We start from the raw sequence: 18,549 nt of genomic DNA on the forward strand, positions 1-18,549 counted from the left end.
AGCGGATCGCGGCCTACTTGCCAGCAGCAGCCTTTGCAGCCGGTGCCACCGCAGCAGTGGCGGCGGGTGCTGCGGCCGCAGCGGCGGATGCGACCGCCGGGACCACGGCGGGCTTGGCCGGGGCGGCAGGCGCTGCCGGTGGCGCAGCAGCAGGAGCCGGTGCAGCCGCCGCTGCCGGTGCAGCAGCCGCCGGTGCAGCAGCAGCAGCGACCTGCGCGTTCTTGCCATTCTTCTTCTTGCCGTCGGCATGCGCCATCGGCGTAAAGGCCTGGCCATTGATCGTGAGGCCTTCGTTCGACAGCTTGGCCGCGGACTTGTCCTTCACCCCCTTGACGCGGCTCATGAAGTCGCCCCAATCCTTGAATTCGCCTTGCGCGCGCGCATCGACGATGCGCTTGGACATGGCCGGGCCGACACCCTTGAGGCTGTCGAGTTCTGCGGCGGTGCCCTTGTTGGCCTCGACTGCGGCCCACGACGAAACGGCGAACAGTGCAGCGGCAAACGCGGCCGCGATCTTCTTGAACATGTGGAAACTCCCTGATTGTGTGAAATGAAGCCGCCGACGCAAGCGCTGCGCGGCGGCCTCGTTTCAACGGTGTTCGCGTCCGGTTCGTTGACCGGCCCGTGCGATCACGAACCTACAGTTCCTCGACGCGGCGCGGCGGATAGCTGTCCCACGCCTGGCAACCGGGGCAATGCCAGAAGTACTGGTGCGCCTCGAAGCCGCACGCCGCGCAGCGATAGCGCATCAGCGGTCGCGTGGCCTGGTCGAGTGCGCGTTGCACCTGCGGGTGGAATTGCTCGCGCGTGAAGTGCTCGCCGGAGAGCCAGCGCGAAGCGGCCACCAGCGAGGGATGGTGCGCCAGGTGCGCGATGTAGCCGTCGCGGGGTTCTGGCGGCGTATCCGCGGGCTGGTCCTGGTCGGGCACCTTCGGATTTCCGCCCAGCGCGATGATCGCCTCCAGCACATCGATCGAGGGCGACGCGGCATAGCGCCGCTGCAGCAGTGCGATCGCTTCACCGGTGCGTTGCGAGGCGATGGCGGCCTGCTGCAAGGCCGCCGCGAACAGCGGCAAGGCCAGCGGCGCGTTGTCGCAGAGGTTGGCAAGCGTATCGAACGCGGCGGCCGCTTCACCGTTGCGCAACTGGAGGTTGGCCGTGTCGATCGCCGGCCGCGGCGCCTGCGGGGCGAGTTCTACCGCCTGCCGCAGCAGTTCGCCGGCAGCGTCGAGATCCCCTGCGGTTGTCCGCTCCGCCGCCTGCTCGCACAGGTGGTGCGCGCGCCGCGTGGCGTAGCTGGCCTGGTCCGATTCGTCCAACTTCTGCGCCACCGTGGCGGCCTGCGCCCATTCGCGGGAACGCTCGTAGATGGCCAGCAGTGCCAGTCGCGACTCGGTCTCGTAGCGCGTGCCTTCCAGCTTCTGCAATGCGGCCTCGGCCCTGTCGAGCAGGCCGGCGCGAAGGAAATCCTGCGCCAGCGCATGCTGTGCCCGGTCGCGGTCGTCCCGGCTCAGGTCGCCACGGCCGAGCAGGTGTTCGTGCACGCGCACCGCGCGCTGGTACTCGCCGCGACGCCGGAACAGATTGCCGAGCGCAAAGTGCAACTCCTGCGTGTCGGGGTCGTTCTGCACTGCCTCGATGAATGCGTCGATGGCCTTGTCCTGCTGCTCGTTCAGCAGGAAGTTGAGGCCGCGGAAGTAGGCCTTGGGCGCCTGGCGGTTTTCAAGCTTCAACTGCCGCAGATCGAAGCGGGACGCCAGCCAGCCAAGGACGAAGGCCAGCGGCAGGCCCGCCAGCAGCCATGTGTAGTCAAAGTCCATGTTGGCGCACGATCGGCAGGTCAGTGGGGGGTGACGCGGCCGCGGCGTCGGCTGCCGCGGCAGGCGCCGGCGGGATGGCGGCGGCAGATGCGGAGGAGGATTCGGCGAGCCGCTGATTCGCGGCGCCGCTGCGATGCTTCCACCAGCCCGGCAGCATCCCGAGCGCGCCCACCACCAGCCCGCCCGCAAAGGCGACGAGCACCACCAGCACCAGTGGCGCACGCCAGTAGGTGCCGAAGAAAAAGTTCACCGTCGCATCGTGCTGGTTGTTCAGCGCAAACGCGAAGAGGGTAAAAAAAATGGCTGCCTTGAGCAGCCACAGGATGTATTTCATCGGGTTCCCCGTTGGCGGCCCGATTTTAGTGGCCTGTAGCAGTCGATTCGCGAGTGAAGGCTGCGTCAGCGGGGCGCAGGGCAAGGCGCAAAGCGCAGCAATAGCCATTGCTATTGCGAGCATTTGCAACGCCGCCATGCGCGTCGCTGGCGCGGCAGGCACTTGCGAATTGTCTGTTGCAGGTCGCTCTATTGGTGCCTGCTTGACGGCGTCAGGGCTTGCCGCGTTGCGCCTGGGCGTCGAGTTCGGCTGTACGGGCGTCCACGGCTTCGCGCAGGGCCTTGCCCGGCTTGAAGTGCGGCACGCGTTTCTCGGGCACCTGCACGCTCTCGCCGGAGCGCGGGTTGCGTCCGATGCGCGGCGGCCTGCGGCTCACCGAGAAGCTGCCGAAGCCACGGATCTCGATCCGATGCCCGCGCACCAGGGCGTCACCCATGGCGTCGAGGATGGTCTTGACGGCGTACTCGGCGTCGCGGTGCGTGAGTTGCGCAAAGCGGGCGGCGAGTTCTTCGACGAGGTCGGAGCGGGTCATTGAGTCAGGGTCGGCAGGAAACTGGAAGGCGAAAAAAGGGACAGAGCGGCGAGCTTAACGCCCGCCAGTCTGTCCCGTTCAACAGCAGATGATTTCATCTCCGGACCCACCGCTCGCACGGCCGGTCCGGATTCAAGATCACTTGTTGTCGTTGTTGTCCAGCTTGGCGCGCAGCAGGGCGCCCAGGCTGGTGGTGCCGGCGTTTTCACGCGACGACTGCTGGCTCAGCGTGGCCATGGCGCCTTGTTCGTCGGCCATGTCCTTCTGCTTGATCGACAGCTGGATGTTGCGGGTCTTGCGATCCACGTTCACCACCACGGCCGTGACTTCGTCGCCTTCCTTCAGCACGTTGCGTGCATCTTCCACGCGGTCGCGGGAGATTTCGCTGGCGCGCAGGTAGCCGAGGATGTCGTCGCCGAGGTCGATCTCGGCGCCGCGTGCGTCAACCGTCTTGACCTTGCCGGTCACGACCTGGCCCTTGTCGTTCACGGTGGTGAACGTCGTGAACGGATCGCTGTCGAGCTGCTTGATGCCGAGGCTGATGCGTTCGCGGTCGACATCGACTGCCAACACGAGCGCTTCCACTTCCTGGCCCTTCTTGTAGTTGCGAACGGCGGTTTCGCCAGCTTCGTTCCACGAGAGGTCGGACAGGTGAACCAGGCCGTCGATGCCGGCAGCCAGACCCACGAACACGCCGAAGTCGGTGATCGACTTGATCGGGCCCTTGACGCGGTCGCCGCGCTTGGTGTTCTGCGCGAACTCTTGCCACGGGTTGGCCTTGCACTGCTTCATGCCCAGGCTGATGCGGCGCTTGTCTTCGTCGATTTCGAGGACCATGACTTCGACTTCGTCGCCCAGCGAGACGATCTTGTTCGGAGCGATGTTCTTGTTGGTCCAGTCCATTTCGGAGACGTGCACCAGGCCTTCGATGCCGGGTTCGAGTTCGACGAACGCGCCGTAGTCGGCAATGTTCGTGACCTTGCCGAACAGGCGGGTGCCTTGCGGGTAGCGGCGCGAAACGCCCATCCACGGGTCGTCGCCCATCTGCTTGAGACCCAGCGAGACGCGGTTCTTTTCCGTGTCGAACTTGAGGATCTTCGCTGTGATTTCCTGGCCGGCTTGCACCACTTCGCTCGGGTGGCGAACGCGGCGCCACGCCATGTCGGTGATGTGCAGCAGGCCGTCGATGCCGCCGAGGTCCACGAACGCACCGTATTCGGTGATGTTCTTGACCACGCCTCGGACAACAGCGCCTTCCTTCAGGGTTTCCATCAGCTTGGCGCGTTCTTCGCCCATGCTGGCTTCGACCACGGCACGACGCGACAACACGACGTTGTTGCGCTTGCGGTCGAGCTTGATGACCTTGAATTCGAGGGTCTTGTTCTCGTACGGGGTCAGGTCCTTGATCGGACGCGTGTCGATCAGCGAGCCCGGCAGGAATGCGCGGATGCCGTTGACGAGGACCGTGAGGCCGCCCTTGACCTTGCCGCTAGTCGTGCCGGTGACGAAGTCGCCCGACTCGAGTGCCTTTTCCAGTGCGAGCCACGAAGCGAGGCGCTTGGCGGTGTCGCGCGAGAGGATGGTGTCGCCGTAGCCGTTTTCGACGCTGCCGATGGCAACCGAAACGAAATCGCCGGCCTGGACTTCGAGTTCACCCTTGTCGTTCTTGAACTCTTCGATAGGCACATAGGCTTCGGACTTGAGGCCTGCGTTGACCACGACGTGGTTGTGCTCGACACGCACGACTTCGGCGGTGATGACCTCGCCGGTGCGCATTTCGGAACGCTTCAGGGATTCTTCGAATAGGTCGGCAAAAGATTCAGACATGTATGTTCCTTCCGTCAGGCAGGGTTTGCAGCTGCACCATTGCAGCTGGCGTGTATCTGTAGACGGCGGTTGTGGGCTTGGGGCCCGGTTAAGTTAAAAAACCAGAAGGTCAGTGCGCTGTCGCGCGGCGGGGACCTGCTGGACGGAAACACCCTCCGGCGGACCGGTGGGTTGTGTAGCGCCGCCTTTCAGCGTCCACTGAAAGGTTGCACCTGCTGCCACCAGTTCAAGACCTCGTTGACCGATTGCTCGATCGACAGATTGGAATTGTCCAGGCGGCGGGCGTCTTCTGCCGGCTTGAGGGGCGCGACGCTGCGGGATGAATCGCGCAGGTCTCGTGCTTCCAAGTCGGACCGAAGACTGTCGAGTGTAGTCGAAATTCCCTTTGAAATCAACTGCTTATACCGCCGCTCGGCGCGCTGGGCGGCGCTCGCGGTCAGGTACACCTTGAGCGGGGCGTCCGGGAAGATCACCGTGCCCATGTCGCGGCCGTCGGCGACCAGTCCCGGAAGCGCCCGGAAGCTGACCTGCAGATCCTTCAGGGCTGCGCGCACGGCGGGCAGGGCTGAGACGCGCGAGGCGTCCATGCCGGCTGCTTCCGAGCGGATCGCGTCGCTCACGTCCTCGCCGGCGAGCATCACCTTGCCCGCGTCGAAGCGCAGCGGCAGGGTGCGCGCCAGGTCGGCGATCTGCATCTCTTGCGCCGGATCGGCTTCCAGCCCGGCGCGGCGCATGGCAAGCCCGGTCACGCGGTAGAGCGCACCCGAATCCAAATAGTGGTAGCCGAGCGCGTGCGCCACTTCCACGGCCAGCGTGCCCTTGCCGGAAGCGGTCGGGCCGTCGATGCAGATCACTGGCACGCTGAGCGGCCGGACCACCGAAAACAGCGTCTCGAAGTAGTCCGGGAATGTCTTTGCCACGCAATGCGGGTCCAGGATGCGAACCGGGATCGACGCCGGGTTGAAAGCCGCCAGCGAGAAGCACATGGCCACCCGATGGTCGTCGTAGGTCTTGATGCGGGCCGCGCGCCAGCCGTCGGCAGCGAGCGGAAACACGCGGATGAAATCCGGGCCCGCCTCGACCCTGGCGCCGAGCTTGACCAACTCGTTGGCCATCGCGTCGATGCGGTCGGTTTCCTTGACGCGCCAACTCGCGATATTGGTCAGCGTGGTCGGTCCGTCGGCGTACAGCGCCATCACCGCCAGCGTCATGGCTGCATCCGGGATGTGGTTGCAGTCCAGCGTGATCGCCTTCAATGGCCAGGCGCCCCGCGCGACCCGCAACCAGTTCGGGCCGCTCTCGATCCGCGCGCCCATCTGCCCGGCGGCTTCGACGAAGCGGATGTCGCCCTGGATCGATTCGGCGCCGACGCCCTCGATCCGCAGTCCCTCGCTGGCGATGGCGCCCAGCGCAATGAAATAGCTGGCGGACGACGCATCGGCCTCGACGTGGATTTCGCCCGGCGACTGGTACCGACTCCCCGCCGGAATGGTGAACCGCTGCCAGCCTTCGCGCCGGACATGGATGCCGAAGCGCGCCAGCAGGTTGAGCGTGATCTCGATATAGGGCTTGGAAATCAATTCCCCGACCACGTCGATCGTGATGTCGCGGCGGCTGGCCAGCGGCAGTGCCATCAGCAAGGCTGTGAGGAACTGGCTCGATACATCGCCACGTACGCGAATCGGCGTGTCGAGTTGCAGCGACTGCAGCGTCACCGGATGAATCCGGAGCGGCGGATAGCCCGGATTGCCCAGGTAGTCGATGTGGCAACCGAGCTGGGTGAGCGCATCGACCAGGTCGCCGATCGGCCGCTCGTGCATGCGGGGCACGCCGCTGAGTTCGAAATCACCGCCTAGCAGGGAGAGCGCCGCCGTCAGCGGTCGCATCGCGGTGCCCGCGTTGCCCATGAACAGATTGGCTTGCGGGTTCGACAACTTGCCGCCGAGGCCAGTGATGCGCAGGGTGCCATCGGCCTGTTCGATACCGCAGCCCAACTGCGCCAGTGCCGCGAGCATCACGCGGGTGTCGTCCGAGTCGAGCAGGTCGTGCACCGTGGTCGTTCCGCTGGCCAGCGCCGCCAACAGCAGCACGCGGTTGGAAATGCTCTTGGAACCGGGCAGGCGAACGGTGCCAGCCGCCTCTGTCAACGGCGGAATGTCGAGGAAATCAGTGGAGAACATGTTCAGTCGGCAGGCATCGCGCCGCCGGGTTGCCATTGGGCGCGCACGCGCCGGGCCGACTCGATGGCGTTTTCAAGGCCTTGTGCATCGCCGGTGGCGACCATCAGTTCGAGGGTTTCGAGCGCCTCGCGAAAGCTGCGGGTCTGCGCCAGCACCTGTTCCCGGTTGGCTAGGAGAATGTCGCGCCACACGGCCGGGTCGCTGGCCGCGATGCGCGAGAAATCGCGAAAGCCCGTCCCGGCAAGTCGCATGAAGCGCTCGCCGTTCTCCTGTCCCGCGATGCCGTTGATGAAGGCGAAGGCCAGCAGATGCGGCAGGTGGCTGACGGCGGCAAAGGCGCTGTCATGGTCTTCATGCGACATCTGGATGACGTCGGCGCCGACGGCCGTCCAGGTGCGCGTCGCGGTCTGCACCAGCGAGCGACGCGTGGCCTTGACCGGCGTCAACACGACCTGCCGGCCCTTGAACAAGCCCGCTTCGGCGTGTTCGATGCCCGACACCTCCTTGCCCGCGATCGGATGCGCCGGCACGAAGCAGCCGAACTGTTCCTGCAGTCCGCGTCGCGCCGCCTCGATCACGTCGCCCTTGGTCGAACCCACGTCCATGACCAGCGTGCCGTCCGAGATGCCGTGGCGAATCGCCTTGAACGTGGCTTCGGACGCGGAGACCGGCACGGCGATCAGGACCAGGTCCGCGCCCGACACGGCCAGCAAGGCCGATGGCGCCGCCACGTCGATGGCGCCAAGCTGCCGGGCTCGCTCGGTGGTCGAGGGCGACTTGCTGTAGCCCACCACCCGCTTGACCAGCTTGGCCTTCTTCAGCGCGAGCGAGAAGGAGCCACCTATCAGGCCGCAGCCGATCAGTCCGAGTTGCTCGACCATGAGGCGATCGGTGTCAGGCGGTCACGGGATAGGCGCCCAGAACCTTGTAGAAGGCGCACAGGGTTCGCAACTCGGCCAGTGCGGCCGCCACATGCGGCTGCGACGGATGCCCGTCGAGGTCGATGTAGAAGTAGTACTCCCACTGCCCGGTCCGTGCCGGCCGCGACTCGAAGCGCGTCATCGACACGCCATTTGTCTTCAGCGGCACCAGCAGGTCGTGCACAGCGCCCGGCCGGTTCGGCACCGAGACGATGAGGCTGGTGCAGTCGCGCCCTGAAGCCGGCGGCATGGCCAGCGTCTGCGGCAGGCAGATGATGGCGAAGCGGGTACGGTTGTAGGCATCGTCCTGGATGGCGTGGGCCACGATGTGCAGCCCGAAGCGCGTCGCGGCGCGCTCGCTGGCCAATGCGGCCCACGCCGGGTTCTCTGCGGCGAGCCGCGCGCCTTCGGCATTGCTCGACACGGCGCGCCGCTCGACGCCGGGCAGGTGCTTGGCCAGCCAGCTCTGGCACTGCGCCAGCGCCTGCGGATGGGCGAGGACTGCCTCGACGCCGTCGAGCGAATTCTCCTTGCGCATCAGGTTGTGACGCACCAGCAGGCTGACTTCGCCGACCACGTGCGCCGGCGAATGCAGGAACATGTCGAGCGAACGCGTGACCACGCCTTCGTTCGAGTTCTCCACCCCGACCACGCCGTATTGGGCGCTGCCGCCGGCCGTGGCGTGGAACACCTCGTCGAAGTTGGCGCAGTAGACCAGGTCGGCCGCGCCGCCGAAGTACTCGATGGCCGCCTGTTCGCAGAAGGTGCCCTCGGGGCCGAGCACCGCCACGCGCTGGGGCGACTCGAGCGCGAGGCAGGCCGACATGATCTCGCGCCAGATGGCGGCCACATGCGGCCCCTTCAGCGGCCCCGGGTTGCTGCGCTCCATCTTGTCGATGACCTGCGCGACGCGGTCGGGGCGGAAATAGGGCGTGCCCTCGCGCTTCTTGATCTCGCCGACCAGTTCGGCCACATGGGCACGTTCGTTCAGCAGGCCGAGCAGCTTCTGGTCGAGCGCGTCGATCTGTACGCGCAGTCCTGCCAGGCTGGCAGAAGCGTCGGTGGGCGGTTGGGGAGGGGAGGAGGCGTTGTCAGGCATGCGATTGCTCAAATTCTCGCATGCAGTCGACCAGCGCCTGCACGCCCGAAAGCGGCATCGCGTTGTAGATGCTGGCCCGCATGCCACCGACCGATTTATGGCCCTTGAGTTGCAACAGCCCGGCCTCGCGCGCCTTGGCCAGGAAGGCCTCGTTGCGGCTCTCGTCGGCCAGGAAGAAGGGCACGTTCATGCGCGAGCGACAGTCCGGGCGTACCTTGTTCAGATAGAAGCCCGAACCGTCGATGAAGTCATAGAGCAGCTTCGCCTTGGCGATGTTGCGCTGCTCCATGGCCTCGATGCCGGTGAGCCCACCTTCGGTCTGCTCGCGCAGCCACTGGAAGGTGAGCCCGGCCACGTAGATGCCCCAGGTCGGCGGGGTGTTGTACATCGACTGGTTGTCTGCCACCGTCTTGTAGTTGAAGGCGCTCGGGCAGATCTGCAGCGCATGGCCTAGCAACTCGTCGCGAACGACCACGATGGTGAGTCCGGCCGGGCCCAGGTTCTTCTGCGCGCCACCAAAGGCCAGCCCGACACGACGCCAGTCGACCGGGCGCGAAGCGACGTGCGATGAGAAGTCGATCGCCAACGGCGCCTTGCTGCCCAGCGCCGCCAGATCGGGCAACTCCTGGAACTCGATGCCGTTGATGGTCTCGTTGGTGCAGACGTGCACATACGAGGCGCCGGCATTGAGCTGCCAGCTTGCCGCATCGGGCAGGGCCGTGTGGCCGTCGGCGGCGTTGCTTGCGATGATGCGCGCGTCGCAATAGCGCTGCGCTTCCTTGTGCGACTTGATGCTCCAGCTGCCGGTGATCACGAAGTCGGCCTGGGTGCCGCGCGACAGGTTGAGCGGCACGATGGCGTTCTCGCCGAGCCCGCCACCCTGCATGAACAGGACGTGGAAGTGCTCGGGAATCGCGAGCAGCGCGCGCAAGTCGCTTTCGGCCTGCGCCAGGATGATGCCGAATTCCTTGCCGCGATGGCTCATTTCCATCACGCCCATGCCGCTGCCACGCCAGTCGAGCATCTCGTCGGCGGCGCGGCGCAGCACGGCTTCCGGCATGGCAGCCGGGCCGGCGGAGAAGTTGTATGGACGCTTGCCCTGCGCGGGCATCACTTCTTGGCGGGCGCCTTGGCAGGCGCCGCGCCTTGACCGCCGCCGCCACCACCGCCGGTCGGCGCGCCGAGGGCCTTGGCCACGGCGGCATCCAGTGCACGCATCTTCGGCTCGATGGTCGGCTTGGTTTCGGCCACGAGCTTTTCGGTCAGCGCATTGCGAAGCTTGGGATTGACTTCCTCGTACTTCTTGCTGAGCGGCGAATTCAGCCACGCGATCAGTTGCTTCAGTTCGTCTTCGGTAAAGGAGTCGCTCAGGACCGGTCCCAGCGCGCCAGGCGCCAATGCAATGGCCCTGTCGCGCACGTAAGGGTAGGCATCGTCGAAATACTTCTTGAGCTCGGCGTCCGCTGCCTTGGCTGCGGCCTCGCGCTTGTCGGCCGGTACCTGGGTCTGCAGGTAACCCGAACCGGCCTGGGCGATCTGGGCACTGGAGTCTTCGACGAGCACGCGCGCCAGTACTTCGATGCCGGGCCGTTGCAGATCGATGAACTGCTTGACCAGGGCGGCCTTGCCGTCTTGCGCCCAGCCGATCGAGCTGGTGGCGGCCATGGCGGTGGCGAGGATGGCGAGCTTGAGTTTTTTCATTCGGTAATTTCCGTTCAGGATGTTGGATTGGTTTCTTCAGGATTGGAGTCGGCGTCGGTGTTGGCGTCGTTCTCCACGATGCGCTGCAGCCCGCTGAGCTTTGCGCCTTCGTCGAGTCCGATCAATGTGACGCCTTGCGTGGCCCGTCCCAGTTCGCGGATTTCCGCGACCCGGGTGCGCACCAGAACACCCTTGTCGGTGATCAGCATGATCTCGTCGTCAGCGTGCACGAGCGTCGCCGCGACGACCTTCCCATTGCGCTCGCTTTGTTGAATCGCAATCATGCCTTTGGTTCCCCGGCCATGACGCGTGTATTCGGTAATGCTTGTACGTTTGCCGTAACCATTTTCAGTGGCGGTGAGGACGCTTTGTTGTTCGTCCTCGGCCACCAGCATGGCGATCACGCCCTGGCCGTCTTCCAGCGTCATGCCGCGCACGCCGCGAGCGTTGCGGCCCATCGGGCGCACGTCGTTCTCATCGAAACGCACCGCTTTGCCGCCGTCGGAGAACAGCATCACGTCATGTGCGCCGTCCGTCAGCGCGGCGCCGACGAGGTAGTCGCCCGGATCGAGGTCGACCGCGATGATGCCGGCCTTGCGCGGGTTGCTGAATTCATCGAGCGTGGTCTTCTTGACCGTGCCCATCGAGGTGGCCATGAAAACGTACTGGTTGGCCGGGAAGGTGCGCTTCTCGCCGGTGAGGGCGAGTACGACGTTGATCTTCTCGCCTTCCTGCAGCGGGAACATGTTGACGATCGGCCGTCCACGCGAGCCGCGCGAGCCTGCCGGCACTTCCCACACCTTGAGCCAGTAGAGCCGGCCGCGGTTCGAGAAGCACAGGATGTAGTCGTGCGTGTTGGCGATGAAGAGCTGGTCGATCCAGTCGTCTTCCTTGGTCGCCGTGGCCTGCTTGCCGCGCCCGCCGCGCTTCTGCGCGCGGTATTCGCCGAGCGGCTGGCTCTTGATGTAGCCGCTGTGCGAGAGCGTCACCACCATGTCGGTTGGCGTGATCAGGTCTTCGGTCGACAGGTCGAAGGCGCTGTGCTCGACCTGGCTGCGGCGTGCGCCCAGCTTGGTCTGGCCGAACTCCTGCTTGATGGTGGTCAGCTCGTCACCGATGATGACCGACACCCGCTCGGGCTTGGCGAGGATGTCCAGCAGGTCCTCGATCTCGGCCATCACTTCCTTGTACTCGACGACGATCTTGTCCTGCTCCAGGCCGGTCAGGCGTTGCAGCCGCATCTGCAGGATTTCCTGCGCCTGCGTTTCCGAGAGGCGGTAGAGGCCATCGGCAGCCATGCCGAAGTCGGCTTCGAGGCCGTCGGGGCGGTAGTCGTCGGCATTTACCACGCCGCCGTCGGCGCGGGTGCGGGTGAGCATCTCGCGCACCAGCTTGCTGTCCCAGCGGCGCGACATCAACTCGGTCTTGGCGACGGGCGGGGTCGGGGCGTTGCGGATGATGGCGATGAAATCGTCGATGTTGGCCAGCGCCACAGCCAGGCCTTCCAGCACGTGGCCGCGTTCGCGCGCCTTGCGCAGGTTGAACACCGTGCGGCGCGTCACCACTTCGCGGCGGTGCTGCAGGAAGACCTGGATCAGGTCCTTCAGGTTGCAGAGCTTGGGTTGGCCGTCGACCAGCGCCACCATGTTCATGCCGAAGGTGTCCTGCAGCTGCGTCTGCTTGTAGAGATTGTTCAGCACCACCTCGGGGACTTCGCCGCGCTTGAGCTCGATCACCAGGCGCATGCCCGACTTGTCGGATTCGTCCTGGATGTGGCTGATGCCTTCGATCTTCTTCTCGTGCACCAGCTCGGCCATGCGCTCCTGCAGCGTCTTCTTGTTCACCTGGTAGGGCAACTCATCGACGATGATGGCCTGGCGCTGGCCGCGGTCGATCTCCTCGAAGTGGCAGCGCGCCCGCATCACGACCTTGCCGCGACCGGTTCGGTAACCTTCCTTGATGCCGTTGATGCCGTAGATGATGCCGGCCGTGGGGAAGTCGGGCGCGGGCACGATTTCCATCAGGTCGTCGATGCTGGCGTCGGGGTGGCGCAGCAGGTGCAGGCAGGCGTCGACGACTTCGTTCAGGTTGTGCGGCGGGATGTTGGTGGCCATGCCGACCGCAATGCCGCCGGCGCCATTGACCAGCAGATTTGGCAGCTTGCTCGGCAATACCGCGGGCTCTTTTTCGGAGCCGTCGTAATTGTCCTGAAAATCGACCGTTTCCTTGTCGATATCGCCGAGCATTTCATGCGCAATTTTGGCGAGCCGGATTTCGGTATAGCGCATCGCCGCGGCCTGGTCGCCATCGACAGAACCAAAATTGCCCTGGCCGTCCACCAGCATGTGGCGCATCGAGAAGTTCTGCGCCATCCGCACGATGGTGTCGTACACCGACTGGTCGCCGTGCGGGTGGTACTTGCCGATCACGTCCCCGACGATGCGGGCCGACTTCTTGTAGGGGCGGTTCCAGTCGTTGTTGAGTTCGTGCATCGCATATAGCACGCGGCGATGCACCGGTTTGAGGCCATCACGGGCGTCCGGCAGGGCGCGACCGACGATCACGCTCATGGCGTAGTCGAGGTAACTGCGACGCATCTCCTCTTCGAGACTGATAGGTAAGGTTTCTTTGGCGAACGAGGTCATGAGCAGTACGCAGACAGCAAGGAGGCGAAATTTTACGCCCCGGCGGGTGTCGCACCGCCGCAACACAAGGCGGCTATTCCGGCTCCGTCCGGCGATTCCGGGCGCTCCGGCGGCCTGTTTGCCAAGGTCCCTGTGGCAGAATCGTCCCAACGTTTTGGGTGGTGGTCACTTAAAGCGTCCTTGATTCGCAGCGCGGCTGCGGCTTTTTCCCCAAGAGGAGAACCATGAAGAAACTGAATAAAGTGGCGATGATGTTTGCAGTCGCTGCGCTCGCCACTGCCGCCGGCGCGCAGACCCGTGTCACCGCAGCAAACGGCGGCCCCGTGATCGACAACTGGCAAGACAGCGCTGGTCAACTGGTCTGGAGGAACGGCACGAACGAACTGTGCTGGCGCGATTCGAACTGGACGCCCGCCACCGCCGCTGTCGGTTGCGACGGTGCCTTGGTTCCCGCCGCTCCTGTCGCGACGCCGGCGCCGCCTGTGCCGGTTCCCCCGCCGCAGGTCGCCGCTTCGAAGGTCACCTTCGCTGCTGACGCATTCTTCGACTTCGACAAGTCGGTCCTGAAGCCGGAAGGCCGCGCCAAGCTGGACGACCTGGTCTCGAAGATCAAGGGCGTGAACCTCGAAGTCATCATCGCCGTCGGCCACACCGACTCGATCGGCTCTGACGCTTACAACCAACGCCTGTCGGTCCGCCGCGCAGAAGCTGTCAAGGCCTACCTGGTCTCGAAGGGCATCGAACGCAACCGCGTCTACACCGAAGGCAAGGGCGAGAAGCAACCTGTTGCGGACAACCGCACCAAGGAAGGCCGCGCCAAGAACCGTCGCGTGGAAATCGAAGTGGTTGGTACCCGCGCCAACTAAGCACTCCGCAAGGATCTTGAGGAACCCCGCCACGGCGGGGTTTTTTTATGCGCCATTCATAATCGCGGGATGACAAATAGCTTGAATGCGGACCCGGCCGAATTGGCCAAGTTTTCCGAACTGGCACATCGCTGGTGGGATCTGGAGAGCGAATTCCGGCCACTTCATGAAATCAATCCATTGCGGCTTGACTGGATTGACGGAATTTCTCCGATCGGCGGCAAGCGCGTGCTCGATGTCGGTTGCGGTGGCGGCATCCTGGCCGACTCGATGGCGCGCAAGGGCGCCGACGTACTCGGCATCGACCTGGCCGCCAAGGCGCTCAAGGTGGCGCAGTTGCACGCGCTCGAAGCCGGCACCCGCAACGTCAAGTACCGCGAGGTGAGTGCCGAGGCCATTGCGGCCGAGGCGCCGGACGAGTTCGACGTGGTGACATGCATGGAGATGCTGGAACACGTGCCGGACCCGGCCTCGGTCGTCAAGTCCTGTGCGACGCTGGTGAAGCCGGGTGGCTGGGTGTTCTTCTCGACCATCAACCGCAACCTCAAGGCATTCATGCTCGCCATCGTCGGGGCCGAATACCTGCTCAACATGTTGCCGCGCGGCACGCACGAATACCAGAAACTGATCCGACCGAGCGAACTCGCCGCGCACTGCCGCGCAGCGAGACTGGTGCTGCGCGAGACCCGCGGCCTGCAGCACAACCCGGTCACGCGTCGGTACTGGCTCAATGACGACACCAGCGTCAACTACATGTTTGCAACCCAACGACCGCCAGCCGCCCCGTGATGCTTTTCCATGAAGTCCAAGCCGTGCTGTTCGACCTCGACGGCACGCTGATCGACAGCGCGCCCGATCTGGGTGCCGCCGCTGACAAGATGCGTACTGACCGCGGCATGACCTCGCTGGACTCGGCGTTGTATCGGCCGATGGCCGGGGCGGGCGCGCGGGGAATGCTGGGGATCGCTTTCGGCATCACGCCGGAAGCAGTGGAGTTCGAGGAATTGCGCGAGGAGTTCTATGTGAACTACGAGACGCGCATGCTGGAAAACACCTTTATTTTCGACGGCGTGCCCGAGTTGGTCGAAGCGTTGTGCGCGCGCGGGCTCGGCTGGGGTGTGGTGACCAACAAGTCGGAGCGTTTCACGGTGCCGCTGACGCGATCGATCCCGCTGTTCGCAAGCGCCGGCGCCATCATCAGCGGCGACACAACGCCCTTCGCCAAGCCGCACCCCGAGCCGCTGTTCGAAGCGGCGCGGCGGTTGCGCATCGACCCGGCCCGTTGCATCTACGTGGGCGACGACCATCGCGACATCCTGGCCGGGCGCGCCGCTGGCATGCAGACGGTCGCGGCGACCTACGGCTACCTTGGCGAGGAGGCCGATGCCACCGTCTGGCAGGCGAATGCGGCCATCGCTTCACCCTTGGGACTCTTGCAGGTACTCCAGCAGGCCTAGAATAGCGGGCTTGGGGCTGCACTGGTTTCGACGTGGGTTCGGAATCGCAGCGGGGCATGTCGAGCTGAATGCGCTCGTAAAACAGATTCAAACAAACTAACTGCAAACGACGAACGTTTCGCACTCGCTGCTTAATTGCCAGTGAGCTTTGCAACAGCAGGCCGATGGGCTGGGCAAGGGGGTGACAGAGCAATCTGAAACCTCCCGGCTGCAAAGATAATTACATGGGCTGGCTTCGATCCGGGTACCTTGGGTCGGGGCGAGAAAATAGGGTGCTGGCGTCCGGTTTAGCGTGTGACTGCGCGACTCCGGAAGCGAGACTCAAATCAGATCACTAAACATGTAGAACTGCGCGAAGAAGGCTTGCGGACGGGGGTTCAAATCCCCCCAGCTCCACCACACACAAGAGGGCCCGGATGATCTCCGGGCCCTTTTTCTTGCGCGACACTTTCCGGCGCCGCGCTGGTGGCTGAGATGCAGCCCGCCTCCGGGAGTGTCAGAGATGTCAGAGGTGTCGGGAGTGTCGGGAAATGCAGGAAATGCCGGGAAGAGCTGGGAAGAACTGGGAAGAGCTGGGAAGAGCTGGGAGAAGGACCTGGAAGGGCCGCGCCCCGCCCAGGCGCGGCTTTTTTTGCCCCGCGAGACTACATTAGGTCTTGCCCGGGGCCCGCGTTGCTGGCCTGTCTTTCTTCTCTCAGGAAAACTACATGCCGGACAAGCTGACGAGCGCGATCACGAGTTACTACGACGCGGTCCCGTACGACTCCCATCCCTTTCCGCAGTCGGCGCCCGAACACCTGGAGGCGCTGGCGTACCTGTTCGGCCTGGAGGCGGAGCCGCCGGCCGTGGCCCGCGTGCTGGAACTGGGCTGCGCGGCTGGCGGCAACCTCATACCCTTCGCGGCGCGGCATCCCGCTGGCAGGGCGATCGGCGTGGATGTTTCGCCGGTACAGGTCGGGCAAGGTGCCGCGGCGATCGAGCAGGCGGGGCTTGGCAACGTCGGCTTGCGCGCCTTCGACATCCACGACATCGACGCGTCCTTCGGCAAGTTCGACTACATCGTCTGCCACGGCGTCTACAGCTGGGTTCCGCCCACGGTCCAGTCGGCGATCCTGCGGGTGTGCTCCGAGAATCTTGCGCCGAATGGCGTGGCCTACGTGAGCTACAACGTCTATCCGGGCTGGAAGTCGCGCGAGATCGTGCGCGACGCCATGATCCTGCGCGGCGGGCCGCGTGACGCGCCGGAAGAAAAACTGTCGTTCGCGCGCGGCATGCTGGAGTTCCTCGAGCAATCGGCCCGGAAGGACAGCGTGCTCGAGAAGACGCTCGAGGAAGCGATGCCGATCGTGCGCAATGCGAGCAGCGCCTACCTGCTGCACGAGTTCCTCGAGCCCTGCAATGCACCTTGCTACTTCAAGGAATTCGTCGAACGCGCCGATGCGTACGGGCTGGCCTACCTGGCCGATGCAGAGCCGTCGACGATGTTCGTGCAGAACTATGGCGAGAAAGTTCGCGAGCCCTTGTTGCGCGAATGCGGCGGCAGCCAGGTGATGATGGAACAGTACCTCGACTTCCTGGTCAACCGCACTTTCCGGCAGACGCTGCTGGTCAGGAAGGAGCGGGCGGGACAGATCCGCTATCGGCTCGATCCGGCACGCCTGCGCTCGCTCGCTTATGCAGGGGTGTTCCTGCCGGATGATGGCGGCGCCATCAAGCTCGATGGGCCCGAGCAGCCCTGCACCGCGTTGCGCAACCAGAAGCTCACGTTGCGCCTGCCGGTCCACAAGGCAGTGGCGCAAGTGCTGGACCAGCACTATCCGGCGGCCGTCTTGCCCGATGTATTGCTGGACGAGGTGGCCGCGCGCACCGGCGAGCCGCGTGATGCGGTCGAGCCATTCGTCATGGCCATGCTGGAGGAGTTGCTCATCCTGGGCGCGGTGCGTTTGCGCCGGAGTCCGTTCGGGGCGGCAGTGACAGTGACGGAGAGGCCGCGCGCGTTGGCGGCGGTGCGCAGCTTGCCGGGCCTCGCGCTGCACACGGGCCCGAGCGCCCAGGCTTGCAACTTGTGGCATGAGAGCGTTGCGTTGTCGCCGCTCGAGCGCTGCCTCTTGCCCTTGCTGGATGGCTCGCATGGGCATGACGCGCTGGCAGACCATCTGGTAGCGGAAGCGCGTGCGGGGCGTATCCGGTTCATCAAGAATGAACAACCATTGAAGGATGAATCGGTGCTGCGCGAGTTCGCTGCGCAGCAAGTGGCGCTCGCTCTGCAGGACTTGCGTCGCAAGGGATTGCTTGCAGCCTGAAGCCGGCGGCTGGCCTTGCGGGCCTCTTCGATGGCGTCCCGTCGATCTGGCGCCCCGCCGGCTGGCGGCGCCGTCGGCAACAATCCCTGCTTCGGCGCGAATGCCTCGCGTCATCCTTCCGGTCATTGAAATCGTGCAACTCCAGGAAATTCTTTACTGCCAGGGCTTCGGAACCCGTCGCGTGTGTGCCGGCCTGGTGCAGCAAGGCCATGTATCCATCGCTGGCGCCGTTGAAACGGACCCATTCGCCGAGCTGGAGCCCGATGGGCTGCGCTTCACCGTACAGGGCACCGAGTGGGGGTTCCACGAGAAGGCCTACCTGATGCTGCACAAGCCGGCCGGCACCGAGTGCTCGCAAAAGCCCTCGACCTGGCCCAGCATCTACACGCTGCTGCCGTCGCCCTTGCGCCTGCGCCCGAACAAGGGTGCGGTGCAGGGCGTTCAGGCGATCGGTCGGCTCGACCAGGACACCACCGGCCTGTTGCTCCTGACGGACGACGGCCAGTTCATCCACCGGATGGGCTCGCCCAAGCACCATGTGCCGAAGGTGTACGAGGTCACGGTGAAGCATCCGCTGGACGAGGTGCAGGTGCAGAAGCTGCTGGCCGGCGTGGTGCTCGACGACGATCCGAAGCCGGTGCGCGCCGCGGCCTGCGAGGCGGTCGGGCCGCTGCACCTGCGCCTGACGCTGACCGAAGGCAAGTATCACCAAGTCAAGCGGATGGTGGCGGCGGTAGGCAACCGGGTGGAGGGATTGCATCGTTCGTCGATCGGTCGACTCGCGCTGCCGCCGGACCTGGCACCGGGGCAGTGGCGCTGGCTCACGGCTGGACAGGTCGAGTCGCTGCGCCAAAAACAGCACTGA

General features: G+C 64.9%; 16 protein-coding genes and 1 other RNA gene. 6 read left to right on the forward strand and 11 right to left on the reverse strand.

Translation table 11 applies throughout. The features are described 5' to 3' along the window. Window positions 1-13: 13 nt before the first annotated feature. From HB681_RS14985 to gyrA, 11 genes are all read right to left on the reverse strand, one after another. Window positions 14-526: a helix-hairpin-helix domain-containing protein gene (locus HB681_RS14985; protein WP_213955635.1), complete on the reverse strand. Its 513-nt coding sequence runs from the start codon at window positions 524-526 to the stop codon at window positions 14-16. A gap of 112 nt (window positions 527-638) precedes the next feature. Further along, on the reverse strand, window positions 639-1,820 hold the full coding sequence (lapB, locus tag HB681_RS14990; protein WP_213955636.1) for a lipopolysaccharide assembly protein LapB: 1,182 nt from the start codon (window positions 1,818-1,820) through the stop codon (window positions 639-641). Then, complete coding sequence (locus HB681_RS14995; RefSeq protein WP_213955637.1) at window positions 1,810-2,154, reverse strand: LapA family protein; 345 nt, start codon at window positions 2,152-2,154, stop codon at window positions 1,810-1,812. The genes lapB and HB681_RS14995 overlap by 11 nt, the downstream gene beginning before the upstream one ends. A gap of 211 nt (window positions 2,155-2,365) precedes the next feature. After that, complete coding sequence (locus tag HB681_RS15000) at window positions 2,366-2,686, reverse strand: integration host factor subunit beta (RefSeq protein WP_213955638.1); 321 nt, start codon at window positions 2,684-2,686, stop codon at window positions 2,366-2,368. Between the two features lie 138 nt (window positions 2,687-2,824). Continuing rightward, on the reverse strand, window positions 2,825-4,513 hold the full coding sequence (gene rpsA / locus HB681_RS15005) for a 30S ribosomal protein S1 (protein ID WP_213955639.1): 1,689 nt from the start codon (window positions 4,511-4,513) through the stop codon (window positions 2,825-2,827). 188 nt (window positions 4,514-4,701) lie between these two features. After that, complete coding sequence (locus tag HB681_RS15010) at window positions 4,702-6,693, reverse strand: bifunctional 3-phosphoshikimate 1-carboxyvinyltransferase/cytidylate kinase (RefSeq protein ID WP_213955640.1); 1,992 nt, start codon at window positions 6,691-6,693, stop codon at window positions 4,702-4,704. A gap of 2 nt (window positions 6,694-6,695) precedes the next feature. Continuing rightward, window positions 6,696-7,574, reverse strand: coding sequence for a prephenate dehydrogenase/arogenate dehydrogenase family protein (locus HB681_RS15015; protein ID WP_213955641.1), 879 nt, complete (start codon window positions 7,572-7,574; stop codon window positions 6,696-6,698). 13 nt (window positions 7,575-7,587) lie between these two features. After that, the gene (pheA, locus tag HB681_RS15020) at window positions 7,588-8,712 is read right to left on the reverse strand and encodes a prephenate dehydratase (RefSeq protein ID WP_213955642.1); all 1,125 of its coding nucleotides are present in this window, start codon (window positions 8,710-8,712) and stop codon (window positions 7,588-7,590) included. Continuing rightward, a complete protein-coding gene (serC, locus tag HB681_RS15025; protein WP_213955759.1) occupies window positions 8,705-9,823 on the reverse strand; it encodes a 3-phosphoserine/phosphohydroxythreonine transaminase in 1,119 nt (372 codons plus the stop codon). The genes pheA and serC overlap by 8 nt, the downstream gene beginning before the upstream one ends. Then, entirely contained in the window at window positions 9,823-10,413 is a 591-nt protein-coding gene (locus tag HB681_RS15030) for a DUF2059 domain-containing protein (protein WP_213955643.1), read from the reverse strand. The genes serC and HB681_RS15030 overlap by 1 nt, the downstream gene beginning before the upstream one ends. Before the next feature lie 14 nt (window positions 10,414-10,427). Continuing rightward, window positions 10,428-13,058, reverse strand: coding sequence for a DNA gyrase subunit A (gene gyrA, locus HB681_RS15035; protein ID WP_213955644.1), 2,631 nt, complete (start codon window positions 13,056-13,058; stop codon window positions 10,428-10,430). 224 nt (window positions 13,059-13,282) lie between these two features. Here gyrA and ompA point away from each other — a divergent pair, with 224 nt between their 5' ends. The 6 genes from ompA (at window position 13,283) to HB681_RS15065 (ending at window position 18,549) form a co-directional block, all read left to right on the forward strand. Continuing rightward, on the forward strand, window positions 13,283-13,924 hold the full coding sequence (gene ompA / locus HB681_RS15040) for an outer membrane protein OmpA (protein WP_213955645.1): 642 nt from the start codon (window positions 13,283-13,285) through the stop codon (window positions 13,922-13,924). A 69-nt stretch (window positions 13,925-13,993) separates the two neighbouring features. Beyond that, complete coding sequence (gene ubiG, locus HB681_RS15045; RefSeq protein WP_213955646.1) at window positions 13,994-14,713, forward strand: bifunctional 2-polyprenyl-6-hydroxyphenol methylase/3-demethylubiquinol 3-O-methyltransferase UbiG; 720 nt, start codon at window positions 13,994-13,996, stop codon at window positions 14,711-14,713. Further along, window positions 14,713-15,381: an HAD-IA family hydrolase gene (locus HB681_RS15050; protein ID WP_213955760.1), complete on the forward strand. Its 669-nt coding sequence runs from the start codon at window positions 14,713-14,715 to the stop codon at window positions 15,379-15,381. Before ubiG ends, HB681_RS15050 begins: the two co-directional genes overlap by 1 nt. Window positions 15,382-15,393: 12 nt before the next feature. Then, window positions 15,394-15,780: a transfer-messenger RNA gene (ssrA, locus tag HB681_RS15055) on the forward strand. 308 nt (window positions 15,781-16,088) lie between these two features. Further along, window positions 16,089-17,684, forward strand: coding sequence for a methyltransferase regulatory domain-containing protein (locus HB681_RS15060; protein ID WP_213955647.1), 1,596 nt, complete (start codon window positions 16,089-16,091; stop codon window positions 17,682-17,684). A 133-nt stretch (window positions 17,685-17,817) separates the two neighbouring features. Then, complete coding sequence (locus tag HB681_RS15065) at window positions 17,818-18,549, forward strand: 16S rRNA pseudouridine(516) synthase (protein WP_213955761.1); 732 nt, start codon at window positions 17,818-17,820, stop codon at window positions 18,547-18,549.

It is taken from the genome of Variovorax sp. dw_954, assembly GCF_018449755.1.
In the GTDB taxonomy this organism is placed as follows: Bacteria; Pseudomonadota; Gammaproteobacteria; order Burkholderiales; family Burkholderiaceae_C; genus Variovorax.

Excerpts from the sequence above, each read along its gene's own strand:
- pheA (WP_213955642.1), bottom strand. The coding sequence starts at position 8,712 with ATGCCTGACAACGCCTCCTCCCCTCCCCAACCGCCCACCGACGCTTCT.
- lapB (WP_213955636.1), bottom strand. The coding sequence starts at position 1,820 with ATGGACTTTGACTACACATGGCTGCTGGCGGGCCTGCCGCTGGCCTTC.
- HB681_RS15060 (WP_213955647.1), top strand. The coding sequence starts at position 16,089 with ATGCCGGACAAGCTGACGAGCGCGATCACGAGTTACTACGACGCGGTC.
- rpsA (WP_213955639.1), bottom strand. The coding sequence starts at position 4,513 with ATGTCTGAATCTTTTGCCGACCTATTCGAAGAATCCCTGAAGCGTTCC.
- HB681_RS14995 (WP_213955637.1), bottom strand. The coding sequence starts at position 2,154 with ATGAAATACATCCTGTGGCTGCTCAAGGCAGCCATTTTTTTTACCCTC.
- ubiG (WP_213955646.1), top strand. The coding sequence starts at position 13,994 with ATGACAAATAGCTTGAATGCGGACCCGGCCGAATTGGCCAAGTTTTCC.
- HB681_RS15030 (WP_213955643.1), bottom strand. The coding sequence starts at position 10,413 with ATGAAAAAACTCAAGCTCGCCATCCTCGCCACCGCCATGGCCGCCACC.
- HB681_RS15010 (WP_213955640.1), bottom strand. The coding sequence starts at position 6,693 with ATGTTCTCCACTGATTTCCTCGACATTCCGCCGTTGACAGAGGCGGCT.
- HB681_RS15050 (WP_213955760.1), top strand. The coding sequence starts at position 14,713 with ATGCTTTTCCATGAAGTCCAAGCCGTGCTGTTCGACCTCGACGGCACG.
- HB681_RS15015 (WP_213955641.1), bottom strand. The coding sequence starts at position 7,574 with ATGGTCGAGCAACTCGGACTGATCGGCTGCGGCCTGATAGGTGGCTCC.
- serC (WP_213955759.1), bottom strand. The coding sequence starts at position 9,823 with ATGCCCGCGCAGGGCAAGCGTCCATACAACTTCTCCGCCGGCCCGGCT.
- HB681_RS15000 (WP_213955638.1), bottom strand. The coding sequence starts at position 2,686 with ATGACCCGCTCCGACCTCGTCGAAGAACTCGCCGCCCGCTTTGCGCAA.
- gyrA (WP_213955644.1), bottom strand. The coding sequence starts at position 13,058 with ATGACCTCGTTCGCCAAAGAAACCTTACCTATCAGTCTCGAAGAGGAG.
- ompA (WP_213955645.1), top strand. The coding sequence starts at position 13,283 with ATGAAGAAACTGAATAAAGTGGCGATGATGTTTGCAGTCGCTGCGCTC.
- HB681_RS14985 (WP_213955635.1), bottom strand. The coding sequence starts at position 526 with ATGTTCAAGAAGATCGCGGCCGCGTTTGCCGCTGCACTGTTCGCCGTT.